Origin of the sequence: Marisediminitalea lipolytica (genome assembly GCF_001758465.1) — a bacterium.
In the GTDB taxonomy this organism is placed as follows: domain Bacteria; phylum Pseudomonadota; class Gammaproteobacteria; order Enterobacterales; family Alteromonadaceae; genus Alteromonas; species Alteromonas lipolytica.
On sequence record NZ_MJIC01000014.1, the window covers coordinates 752,677 to 764,735 of the forward strand.

The window sequence follows — 12,059 nt, forward strand, 5'->3', positions numbered from 1 at the left end:
AATCTTGCAGTCACAATTTATGTCTGGGGCAACTAAAGTATTAACAAACTAAAGTGTACTGACTCATACACAATCTGACAGTTTAAGATTTTTAGTTCAACCAAACTAGACAGTCCGCAACAAGTTAATGTCCGAAAAGAGCGATAAACAGACAATAATAGCAAAGGAATAAATTATGTTAAAAATAAAATTAATTGCATTCATCACTTTCAGCTTATTTACGTTTTTTGTAAATGCCAATGGTGTAAGTTCCACTGAATTTCACGGAGTAAAGTTAGGGATGGAGAAATCTCAGGTGATGAATATACTAAAGAGGGATGTCTCGGAAAAAGCGGTGGCTAACTGGAAAGTAGAAAATCAATACCTCGTTGACATTTATAACGATGAACAGATAAAACAAGAAATTTCAGGTGAAGCATTTTTGGAAGAAGATTTACTTCATTTCTTTAAACAAGAAGATAAAGGCAATCCTTTTTCATCTTTATCTCTAGATTTTACCGAAGATGGATTGCTTTATAAAATGGAAATACAATACTCGTCGGGTAGTGAACTTGGCTTAATTGCTCTACAGTCTCTTTTAGAAGAAACTTACGGTCATGATAATGTAAAGTTTATAAACAACAGTGAGAGTAGATTCTTTAGCGTAACGCTAATTGACAAAAAAACTGTAGATGTTGCTGTAGCAAAATTAAAGAACACATTCAAAGCGAAGCTTTAGAAAATAAAACAGAATAAATGCTTAAATTTGCTGTCCTAATGGCATTAGCGTTTCTATTTACTGGGAGCGTTAATGCTGTTGATAATAAAGAGTTTGCCATATGCGCAAAAAAAACTGGCGATTTAAGCCGTTTAGAGTGCTACGATAATCTCGCGGATAAAGATAATTTAAAAGGTAATCAGCAGCAACCTTTAAATATGAAATCCAAAGGAAAGTGGCAAGTATCTATTACTAAGAACCCCGTTGATGATTCAAAATCAGTGACTTTTTCAACTGTACTGACTCATACACCATCTGACAGTTTAGGATTTTGAGTTCAACCAAATCAGACAGTCCGCAACAAGCTAATGTCCGAAAAGAGCGAATTGCGGAAGAAAACAGCTAGCGGTTTAAATAAAGGTTAATTGCCAATAGCGGACCTTCTAAACTCATACTTGAACCCCATCAAGTTGACTGAAACTAAATTGATGTATTTTTTCCGGACTTACTGAGAATTCTTAGTAACACTCAAACAAATCATTGGAAACTGGCTAATAATCAGGTGTAAGGTATTGTTATCAATAAATTATGTTGGGAGTTCTGGGATGGGTAAGACTGCGTGTTACTGTGAATTCTCTATAATAAGATGTTAGCTGAGAAAAGAAATGAGCATGGATGAAATATTCAAGGTGTCAGGCGCCATACTGGGTTCTGTTGGCGGAGCGGCCACAATAATTATTGCTCTGAGCTCATGGCTTGGAAAGGTATGGGCGAACAGAATCCTTGAAAAAGACAAGCTAGCATATTCGACTGAATTAGAACGTCTCAAGTCACAGTTAAATACAAATGCAGAAAAGCAACAATACATATTTTCGCTGTACTTTGAAGGTCAATTCAAACTGTACAACGATTTATGGGTATCTCTTTCTCACCTTCAAGATGAAGTTGAAAAGCTTTGGTCTGAGGCCAGCATAAAAAATTTAAGAACATTTGTATTAGCACTAAGCACAGCTAAGAAACAAATAAGAGGTAGCGCTCTTCTTATCGATCAAAACCACTACAAGGAAATCATGGAAGTTATTTACAACCTTGAAAACTACCAGATCGGAAAAGAGCATCTTATAAACATGCGAAGAAATGTTGAAAATATATCCCAGTTCGATGTTCAGGAAATAATTGAACAGAACAGACATAATAGAGAAAGAATAAACGCATTTGTAGAGCACATGCTCGAAGAAATGCGAGGCCAAATCAGTGGTAAGCGATAAATCAGCTAACAATCGCATCAAGATCGCTCATTTTCGTTCGCTGGGACACCGCTACCGCGTCGCCCCTTATGCTGGTCGTTATGTTTCTCGAAAAGTATGCGTAAAATTTTAGTTGGGATTTTATTATTAATAAGCTGGAATATTATGGCTTCTTATAGTTTACATATTGAGCGTGATAACCAGATTTCTGTAAGTGAATGGTTGGCGATTTGCGAAAGCGATTCGTCATTAACTGTGCAGCACGTTGCTAAAGCAATGAATCCGGAAACTGGTGAAACCATTGAAATCCAAACTCCAAATGGTTGCGTTTGGACTAGTCCAATTTTACGCAAAAAATATTATTTCACATTCTCAAATGGCCGCATTACTTTAGGTAGCGACAAGGCCCAAATAGGGAAAGCCAAAAAGTTAGCTAAATTACTTGGGGCCAGACTTGTAGGGGATGAGGGTGAGGAGTATTAGAAACATAACAAGCCAAGCAAGAGGGACAGTTACATGTGGGCTCCCGTCGCTTCGCTCCGTATTTTAGCCCACAAGTAATTGCCCCTTCTTGGGGTGTTAGATGTAATTTCAGTGTTAATCGAAGTTGAAGGAACTTCAGAGATGGCAAGAATATTAAAATGGTTATTGTTTGGAGTGCTGTGTAGCTTGTTGCCTATTGGTTTTGTGGCGATAGATTTTTTTACAAATGGAAAGAGCTTCAACCTAGCCAATCTAATTGGAAATGGTGAATTGTTATTAGTTACCAGTGGAATCGCTGCTGCTGGATTAGGTGAATTAATCTCAGAGTCGCCTAAAAAATCAATTGGCGTTATGTTCACTGGGGCTTCGTCACTTATTTTAATCGGTGTATGCTCCTATTCATTTTCCTCAGTAGTGAGTAGTCAGAACCCTGATATAAGCAATATTACTTCTGGTTCAATTTGGGTCTTCATAATCTCGGTATTTACCACTGTCGTTTGCTTTATTCAATCGGAGACTCCGTCATGGAAGATATAATACCTTTGCTGGGAGCAATTACGGCAGGAGCTTCGACTATTATTGGCCTTATTTCAGCTTATCGTTCCAAAAAGAAAGTGGAAGCAGAGTTAAAAACTGTCACATCAACTCAAAAGTTTCTCGAATTTAATCGGTCTGAAGAAGATCTTAGGATCGCTACAGAATCCCTTCTGAATGTAATTAAAGATACAGAAAATGCTGTTGTGCAAGTTGGCAGCTTAGTATTGATTAAGCATAAAGATAATAATGGTGAGAAAGTTGTCGCTATGTCGTTAACGAATGAACAACAAAGCTACCTCAAAGAACATCCAAAGATTCTTACGAAACCTAAAGAATTGTTGCTTAGGCTCAGGGAATTTGATTTACCAACTTCTCCTTTAAGTATCAAGGGAGTCATAGATACATCTAACAATACGCTTCAACCGTCGCAAAAAACGCGCGGCTGAGCTTGGCGTTATATTTTTTAGGAGACATCGGTGGAAACCTGTAACACATGGCAGTGTATTAATAGCTTCGCGCCCTGGCTTTCTGCTGTGGGCACGATAACTATTTCGGGTATTGCACTGTGGCTGTCACTAAGGGATAAATTTATTCGAGTCCGAAGTAATTTCAGTGGTGGATTAATCCCTAGTTATGATCCTCAAAAACTAGATACCTATGTTTATATTTTGGATTTTGTGAATATAGGTGCAAGAGAAGTCCAAATTGTTAACTTTGAGTGGCATAGCAGAAAACTTCCTGTTTTTAAAAAAATACGCAGTGTCATTCATCCATATCAAGATGAAAGAGTAGCTAGGTTTAGCTCAAAATTTCCAGTAAGGCTCAAAGACGGAGAGTCTGGCCAAATAGTTTTCGCGAATGACTTTATCGAGGTGTTGGAGCAACCAGAGTTATTTATCTTTTCTCAAAACTCAGTTGAGGCTTTCATTCAGATATTTTCTTCGAATATCTACCTCTGTACCTCTGTAGGTAAGAAAATTAAAGTAACAATGAAAACAGGCATCCGTAAGGAATTGTGGAACAAGTATAAAAAATATAACAAACCGCTGTAGGTGGTCGCAGGCTCCCTGGGACAATAACACGTGGGCTAAAATTTGGAGCGAAGCGACTGAGCCCACGTGTTATTGCCCCTAAGCGGGGTGTTGATGTCCGCTTTAGAAAAATTACTAGCTCTATAGTGAGTTTGGTGGATTTTGCGAAACGACCGCTTTTGACCAATAGCTGAAATGTCAGAATTTATAGAGTTCTTTATTTGTACTCTGTCAGATTAAGTTAAAACTTATCCAGCTTATGTCCACAATTCGCTCATTAGGACAACGCATGGAGGTCATAAGACAGGTAAATTGATTACTCTTTCTCTTTTTTTATTGTAAGAATCATACTTAATAACCCCAAAAACATCACCCCATTAAAAGTAATGCTGGCCCAAGGCCACCAGTCCTTGATTACGTATATATCGGATAATACGAAAGGTATATTGTGGCATAGTTTATCTAACGCCAGATTGAGATTGCGAGCCCTTTCTGCAATTTGTAATAGATTCTTAAAATGAAAAATACAGAAAAATAAAATAGCTGCGAGCATAATACTACGAATACGCTCGTGTTTGGCTATAAAGTTTCTCGATTCTAGTGATGTCAGTATCCATCCAATAGCAATTACTATCGAGCCAAGGGTTGTGTAGACCGTATTCATGTATTCGGCCTTGATATCTTTCATTGCCTCCAAGGCAATGACACATTCCTCTGTCGCCTTAAAGGCCTCTCCCATATCCAGCATAATGATAAGCTACCTAATGTAAACCTAAGGCCACTGAGATGGCGCAGTTACTTTTTCAATTAACGCCTCATCCTCATCTTCAATCCCGCTCAGAAAGTTAAGGCCAGATACGGTTTCAATGACATCGATACTCGTAAGATAATCGTCCAAATTCGCTGTTTTTATATTGTCGTGCGGGAACAAATACGCAAGGGATTCGTTATTCGCTTTATCGTAAATAATCTTATAGTACATTGCCGGTACCGGCACTCGATTACCAATATACGTAACAGGCGCGCGGTATACGCCGCCTGTAATGATATATACAGACCCACGACTTTCAGCCCACTTCCGCTCTCTATTCTCTAAACCTTTCCAAACCGCTGTATTATGCCCTGGTAACTGCGGAGTCATGTTGGACATTAGAAAGGTTTCAGAATTCTGCTTGATTGATTTATCCAAGCTCTCACTATTGGCTAGGTGCCCCATGTGAAATACAGGTTCCTGATAATCAGACTCATACGTTCTGAACTGCACCGGAATATCGGTGTCCTCTCGAAAGTCATCTTGTCTTTCAACAGGAACCCACGTTTGTTTGTTCAGTGTGTACGCAACCCACTCAGCAGCTTTTAGGTCGTAACTGTATCCAATGGCATACCCGTCGCGACATTTTACAAAATCGCTGTCTTTAGGCTTCCCGTAAGGCAAGTGTTCACAACCATAAGCGAAAGACGTTAGTAGTAGACAGGTGAAGATAAATAGAGAAAGTGTAATTCGCATGATGTGATACCCTTAGTTCTACATAGATTTAATCTAATCCGTATTCTGCACAACTTAACTAATTAAAAAAACATACACCAAAAAAGCTGTATATAAAACAGCCTAAATTCAATAAAAGTATGCTTCGCATTGCGCTCCGATGAATTTTAGCTTCACGGACAAACAAGTCGTCCAGAAACAATCAGCAGAACGAAGGCTTTTGACCATTTGAGGAAAGGGCCGATTTCACAGCCCTCAATTGTCTAGACTTCGATAGATTCAGATATTTCCAAAGCATCATCACTTCAATGCCCAAGTAACGGACTGTGCTCTCAAGCTTTTTGTGTCTGAGTAAAAGTTGAACAACCCTTAGGTTTTTGGTTTTTTTATAAATTAAATATGGCTTTGTTCGTCTCATTGAGTGAGTGCCATATAGAGAGGTCTATGTTTAACTTCTCAATCCAACCATGAAAAATGCGGTTGTATTGCCTTGTAGAGAGATGCTTGGAATGGTCTTTTTGTGACCAAAAAAGATAATCTGACTCTCTAAGTTTAGCTTTCTCTATCCACGACATAAGCGAGTTACGAGTATTTGGTGTTGTTTCAAATTGAACTGGGCTACCTGTTTTCTGCTGTACTATGTGTACCCGTCCGAGTATATTTCGTCCGCAAGTAACATCGGATACTTTTAGCTTAACAAGATCACAACCTCTTAGCTTGCTGTCTAAACCAAGGTTGAACAACGACAAGTCCCTCGTTTTACACTCCAACTCAAGCCTGATCCTAATGCCCCATATATGAGGTATCTGAAGTGGCTTTTTTTGACCAATAATGTGACCTTTGTTCCAAGGACTAAAGTTTTGAACTGACATAGTTAAATCTCCCGCGTTTGAGGAAATTTAAGTATGGCAGCAATAATGCTGAAATGAGCGAATAGCAGACATAAGCGATGACGAACCTGCTGTGTTCTAATTACTCATAGCCGACCTTCCTAATTCGCACTCAAATCCCATCACATTAGTTGAAACTCGTAATTCGATTCTCATGGAATTACTGAGAATTCTCAGTAACTACATGTAATCATGGGTAAATATTAGCTATTCCATTGTTTATATGATGTTTTATTTAAAAAGAGTACCGTTATTGCTGAGAATTCATAGAAATACTCAAATAAATCATTGGAAACCGGCTTATAATCAAGTGTAAGGTATTGTTATCAATAAATTATCTAGGGAGTTCAGGAGTGGATAAGACTGAGTGTTACTATGAATTCTCTATAATAAGTTGTTAAGCATCCCATTAAAATTGGAGTTGTAAATGAGCGAAGAGCAAATAATTGAAGACGTTGAATATGAGGCAAGGCTTCGTCGTCGATTGAAGATTCTGCAAGAGCAATTCAAAGCAGGGAAAGTAAAAATTGCCGAGGGTCTCGAAGTTGAAAAGAGTCTTCTTGCTGTTCGCGTAGGCCCCGATGGGGAGGTTGATTTAAGCACCGTTGATGGCTTGGTTCGGTCTATGGCATTAGCTGTTACCGCAATGCATGATAGAGAAGAGTTAAAGAAAGAAGCTTCACTAAGTGAAATACAAAATATGTACTTCAAGTTTATTGAGGACAATTTTGGTCAATTCTATGACATGATGCTAAAGCAAAATCTCACGCCGCATGATGCTGGTCGAGCGTTAACTCAAAATGAAAAATCTGTCGAAGCATTTACGGAAAACCTAGACGAATTCCTGAATGTGATAGATCAATTTTGGGAGGGTGTTGGTGAAATTGCTCATATACATGTTGAAGATATGCATGGAAATATCAAGGGCATATTTGGCGGCGACCTTTTTCCGTCACATGATGAAAACATTGCATCTAAATGCGGAATATATGCAGACACAATTGTGTTACCTGATCCATTTTTGCGTTCCAAACACATATTCGCAAATTACCCTAAAAAGGATAAGGCATATTATTTCATCAAGCATGCAATGAATATTCTTCAATATAAGGATTTGGCTTGTGCTGATGTAGAAGTTCCGATCATTGCAATTCTTCCAGATCAAGCAGCACTTCAAGAAGATGAGAGAGACTTTTTCCACTCCTTAGGTAAGCAAGACTCGATAATTCATGCTGGAAAGTTGTTTAATCGAAAATTCGACTCCTTTGAAGAGCTTATAGGGTTTGCACAAGATCTTGATACTATAGAACGAGCTGTCGCTGAAATTGGCGATAAAGGCAGGGTTTTATTTGATACTGAGTGGACTGGTGATATAGCTTCCCAATTAGCTCAAGCTCTGGAAAGCGAACACTACAAGCTATTTGTGGATTCACCAGGTATGCTTTTAGCCTCTCAGTCTCTCGGTCGTATGAGTGTCAGTAATGAGTTACTTATTAAATCCCGACGATTAAATGGCTCCCCTATCATTGATGCTCCAACCTCTTGGCAGTACCTAGTTTGGAAAATGGAATATGACGCCGAACAAGCTGAAAATGAGTTGCAGTCTGAGAATCTTCATGTTGTCAAAGGGTTAAGCGATCTCGCTAATGGTGAAATGCGGTGGTTAGGAAACATCCCTCCAGAATCTCTAATTGAAATTCGAAAAGAAGGCGCTATGGATGAGATTCGTAATATCCTTGGACAAGGAGTTAATGAGCTTATTGAAGCAAATCCATCTAACTTTCATCGTAGTCGTGATCAAATATTTGACAATATAAATAATGCTTTTAACCAACATCAGAAAAATATTGATGAATTAACAGCCAAAAAGTGGAAGTTTGCAGGTAAAGATATTGGTTCTTGGTTGGTTGTTGGCTCACTTGAAGTTACAGCGGCAATCACTGGTTTGCCTGTTTGGGGGATGGCGACTATTGCGGCAGACCAAGTTCTAGATGTACCTAAACTTAAAGACATACCGCAGTCCATTCGTGATTTATCTAACGAAAATCAAAAAATCAAGAAATCACCTGTAGGAATGTTGTTCAATATAAAAAAGAAAAATTTTTAACAAATCAAATCACTCGGACATGGTAATGCTGTCACCTTTTTTGTTCCAAAAAAAGTCGCCAATTTCACCATGCCGGTGTTTGAGGCGTTAAATTTCTCAAGGTTATCGGGATGGATTCAAGTGTGAGTGACTTAAAAAACATTGAAAAACTGGTCTTTTATTTTTTCTGTGACTCTTCAGATTTTAATGGAATTCCTTTGCGTCAGGTCTCACAAGACTTAAATTTAGATTATGAAGAGTCAATAGATCTCATAAAAGAGCTTGTTAAATCGGGGATTGTTTCTATTCAATCCAGCACAAATCCACATATTATTGGTTTTAAGCACCACCCAGTTCAATCTCAATTAGAGATACTAGAAGACGCAAAATCAATCAAAGTGGTAAAACAATCATTTGGTAAGTTAGAAATAGAAATGGAGCAAACCGAATACCCTATTTGCTTATATCCAACTCCGGAATATACAAAAGAAAATCGAGATGTTGATAAATATGGTTATGCGAAATATAGCGTTGAATTAGCTCAGTCTGAACCTCAATTGAGTTTTAGGTTTTTCGAAACAGATATTCTAGAGCGTTACTCGAATGAACCTCGATTTGATTTCGAGTTTCAAGATTTTAGTGGTCAAATATCATGTAAATATGATGAAGAAGGTAATCCAATACTTAGAGAGGAAGATCAAATATTTTTAAAATCATTTGGTCTGGGTTTTGACTCATCAGGCGCTAGGGTTGTCGCTGCTTTGCTTTGTGATTTGGGCAAACTGTCTTCTGAACATCAAGTTGCATGGGGAGCTAAAGAAATACCCAGTACCGAATGTAAGGTACTTGATGATTATTATAATAACTTAATTTTAGGGCAGTGGATAACATCAAAATCTGTGTTCACTGCATTGATTGATGAAATAAATGCTATCTACAAACTTACTGAATCAATTTTCGGTGTACCGCTCTTTCATAAAGAACTAGATGGTGAACATCGACCTAAGAACTTCACTTTTTTCTTTTCGCCTACATCCAAAAATTACTACGATTTTATTAACCTTCTTGATAAATATCTATCAGAGAATATTAACAAGTCATTTTTTGAAGGTTCACTAGAGCTAGAAGAGTTGATACCTATTAGAGATAACATGGTGGAACGAGTCCAAAAAGGAACTCTCAGGCTTCTAGAGGAATGGGTGAGCCAGTCTTTTAGGTTTCCTGATGACTCTTTCCCAAAAAAAATGTTGAAACCTTTAAAGGATGTAAGAAGAGAACGGCAAAAACCAGCTCATAAAGTAATTGAAAATGATTATGATCCTAAGTTTATTGATAAGCAAAAGAAAATAATGGAAGCGTGTTATATATCAATAGGAAGTTTGAGAAGAAATCTTCAAACTCATCCTAAAGCAAAAAGTGTTGAGCTAAATACTCACTTAGATGATGAAAAAGTTAAATACTTTTAGTGTAGTGTGTTTGAAATTTAACAAGTTGCTAAAACGGACAATAAACAGCTGGCTTTTGCTCGTTCCTCGCTAATTTTAGCCAGCTATTTTATTGCCGCTTGGCAAAGCGTTGATGTCCGCTTTAGCAAAATTATTACTCCCAGAGTGAGTTTGGTGGTTTTTATGGTAAAGACCGCTTTTGACCAATTTGAGAAGTCAGGACGGATAGTCTCTAACTAATCGCCACGTAAAGTCCCTTTTTCAGCATTCTCCATACATTGTAAATCGGTAAATTCACTATTCTTCGGTACTATCTAGTGCAAGGATAAACTGGCCTATTACCATACCTTTGAAATGCAAGTGGTTTACATTCAGGTGACTATGGTGGCACTAAGAATTTAATTGCCCTGGAATTATTTCAAACTAAACTGGAACCCACAAATGAGTTTAACTCGTCGTATACAACCACAGATTAAACGCTGCTGAATGGAAAAACATACTGTTTAAAGTTGTGTGTTAAGGATTCTTCATTATTGCAGTCAGTGTACAGCATGCTTAAATAGGCATTATTTACTGAGAATCTCATCTCGAAGCAAAATTCCCATAAGAATCAGAAGTCAGCTTCACATTGACTCATGGCGATGTAAGATATTTCTTACAAGGATGTACGAAAATACGGTTTGTTTTCTTATCCCTAGCCTTACACTTTTGTCTAAGTCAATGAAAAGGCTAGTGTATTATTTCTGTCATCAAAAAGAATGACGAAATATACGACATTGGGCGTAATTCGGTAGTGGCGGGCTTTTTTCAATCGCGTATTCTAAACCTGTCGCAAGGAAATGCGCATTGTCAGGAAGACAACGAGGGAGCGGCTCTACGGATTGAGCCAAGTGGAATTAGGACTGTGCATGAAGCACAACTGGCAAGAAGCCAGAACAGGGAAAAGGAAATCGCCAGGATGGCGAAGGACAACTCCGGGAATGGAGATTACCTTACAGGATGTAAAGGTTACAGGGAACAAAGGAAAGGGAAACGCCTAAGGACAGGTGGTCTGCTGTGAAGCAGAGTAAAATGGAATCGCGTGCGGAATAACAAGTTGCGGCTTGGTATTGCACCTGCGCTGAGAGGGAGTCTCAAAATTCCAGAGAAAACGGTGGCTTGTGCCACCGTTTTTTTTCGCCCCGGATAATTCGACTAATACCACGTTTGTTTTGTGTCTGTCTAACACACCTTCTTTTGAAAATACGGCATCGAGTTAAAACCTCCAATAAGTGAGAGAATGGCGCCTTGTCGACAACGTTTGTAAGATATTTCTTACACGCATGTACGAAAACACAGTTTGTTTTCTTATCTCTAGCCTTACACTTTTGTCTAAGTTAATGAAAAGACTGGTGTATTATTTCTGTCATCAAGAAGAATGACGAAATATGCGACATTGGGTGTAATTCGGTAGTGGCGGGCTTTTTTCAATCGCGTATTCTAAACCTGTCGCAAGGAAATGCGCATTGTCAGGGAGACAACGAAGGAGCGGCTTTACGGATTGAGCCAAGTGGAATCAGGACTGTGCATGAAGCACAGCTGGCAAGAAGCCATAACAGGGAAAAGGAAATCGCCAGGATGGCGAAGGACAACTCCGGGAATGGAGACTACCTTACAGGACGTAAAGGTTACAGGGAACAAAGGAAAGGGAAACGCCTAAGGACAGGTGGCCTGCTGTGAAGCAGAGAAAGAGGGAATTGCGTGCGGAATATCAGGTTTACCTGGTATTGCACTTACGCTGAGAGGGAGTCTCAAAATTCCAGAAAAACGGTGGCTTTTGCCACCGTTTTTTTATGTCGGTAAATTAATGTGTAACTATTCGGTGCGGTGGTGTATAAGTTTTTACTATCGTAAGGCCATTAAGCTCCAATGTGCCCTGATAGCAATCATCACCGGTAGAAGAGAATTCGAATAAGAATTCACTGCGCCAGTCCAGCTTACCGCGATACAGCATTGGCCGGGTACTTTTACGCGCAACGCTCACCAGTTGCAGTCGTTGTTGCTCACAATAGCGTTGCAGATATTGATTGGCGCATTCCGAGATAATCCGGATCCGCCAGAAAAAAGCGGCGCCGGCACACAGAATCACCAGTAACAGCACATCAAATAAATTCACGG

12 protein-coding genes and 1 pseudogene are annotated in these 12,059 nt (G+C 38.8%); 9 read left to right on the forward strand and 4 right to left on the reverse strand.

What is annotated here, in order from left to right:
• The first annotated feature begins 175 nt into the window (after positions 1-175).
• The 7 genes from BFC17_RS14300 to BFC17_RS14330 all read left to right on the forward strand — a co-directional run bounded on the left by BFC17_RS14300 (position 176) and on the right by BFC17_RS14330 (position 4,016).
• The gene (locus BFC17_RS14300) at positions 176-718 is read left to right on the forward strand and encodes a hypothetical protein (RefSeq protein WP_070177136.1); all 543 of its coding nucleotides are present in this window, start codon (positions 176-178) and stop codon (positions 716-718) included.
• 17 nt (positions 719-735) lie between these two features.
• Positions 736-1,032: a type VI secretion system-associated protein TagO gene (locus tag BFC17_RS14305; protein ID WP_070177137.1), complete on the forward strand. Its 297-nt coding sequence runs from the start codon at positions 736-738 to the stop codon at positions 1,030-1,032.
• A gap of 336 nt (positions 1,033-1,368) precedes the next feature.
• Positions 1,369-1,965, forward strand: a complete 597-nt coding sequence (locus BFC17_RS14310; protein WP_070177138.1) for a hypothetical protein — start codon at positions 1,369-1,371, stop codon at positions 1,963-1,965.
• A 96-nt stretch (positions 1,966-2,061) separates the two neighbouring features.
• A complete protein-coding gene (locus tag BFC17_RS14315) occupies positions 2,062-2,427 on the forward strand; it encodes a hypothetical protein (protein WP_070177139.1) in 366 nt (121 codons plus the stop codon).
• A gap of 141 nt (positions 2,428-2,568) precedes the next feature.
• A complete protein-coding gene (locus tag BFC17_RS14320; RefSeq protein WP_070177140.1) occupies positions 2,569-2,964 on the forward strand; it encodes a hypothetical protein in 396 nt (131 codons plus the stop codon).
• Entirely contained in the window at positions 2,952-3,410 is a 459-nt protein-coding gene (locus BFC17_RS14325; RefSeq protein ID WP_070177141.1) for a hypothetical protein, read from the forward strand. The genes BFC17_RS14320 and BFC17_RS14325 overlap by 13 nt, the downstream gene beginning before the upstream one ends.
• Positions 3,411-3,440: 30 nt before the next feature.
• A complete protein-coding gene (locus BFC17_RS14330) occupies positions 3,441-4,016 on the forward strand; it encodes a hypothetical protein (RefSeq protein WP_070177142.1) in 576 nt (191 codons plus the stop codon).
• A gap of 295 nt (positions 4,017-4,311) precedes the next feature.
• Here the strand turns inward: BFC17_RS14330 and BFC17_RS14335 are convergent, their stop codons facing one another.
• The 3 genes and pseudogenes from BFC17_RS14335 to BFC17_RS14345 all read right to left on the reverse strand — a co-directional run bounded on the left by BFC17_RS14335 (position 4,312) and on the right by BFC17_RS14345 (position 6,353).
• A complete protein-coding gene (locus tag BFC17_RS14335) occupies positions 4,312-4,743 on the reverse strand; it encodes a hypothetical protein (RefSeq protein ID WP_070177143.1) in 432 nt (143 codons plus the stop codon).
• 24 nt (positions 4,744-4,767) lie between these two features.
• Positions 4,768-5,502, reverse strand: a complete 735-nt coding sequence (locus tag BFC17_RS14340; protein ID WP_070177144.1) for a DNA/RNA non-specific endonuclease — start codon at positions 5,500-5,502, stop codon at positions 4,768-4,770.
• A 242-nt stretch (positions 5,503-5,744) separates the two neighbouring features.
• Positions 5,745-6,353: pseudogene (locus BFC17_RS14345) on the reverse strand (tyrosine-type recombinase/integrase).
• 445 nt (positions 6,354-6,798) lie between these two features.
• On the opposite strand from BFC17_RS14345, the gene BFC17_RS14350 reads away from it, so the two are divergent.
• Together BFC17_RS14350 and BFC17_RS14355 are read left to right on the forward strand one after the other, a co-directional pair.
• Positions 6,799-8,478, forward strand: coding sequence for a hypothetical protein (locus tag BFC17_RS14350; protein WP_070177145.1), 1,680 nt, complete (start codon positions 6,799-6,801; stop codon positions 8,476-8,478).
• Between the two features lie 110 nt (positions 8,479-8,588).
• A complete protein-coding gene (locus tag BFC17_RS14355; RefSeq protein WP_070177146.1) occupies positions 8,589-9,923 on the forward strand; it encodes a hypothetical protein in 1,335 nt (444 codons plus the stop codon).
• Positions 9,924-11,745: 1,822 nt separating this feature from the next.
• Here the strand turns inward: BFC17_RS14355 and BFC17_RS14370 are convergent.
• Complete coding sequence (locus tag BFC17_RS14370) at positions 11,746-12,057, reverse strand: DUF3301 domain-containing protein (protein WP_070177149.1); 312 nt, start codon at positions 12,055-12,057, stop codon at positions 11,746-11,748.
• Positions 12,058-12,059 lie beyond the last annotated feature (2 nt).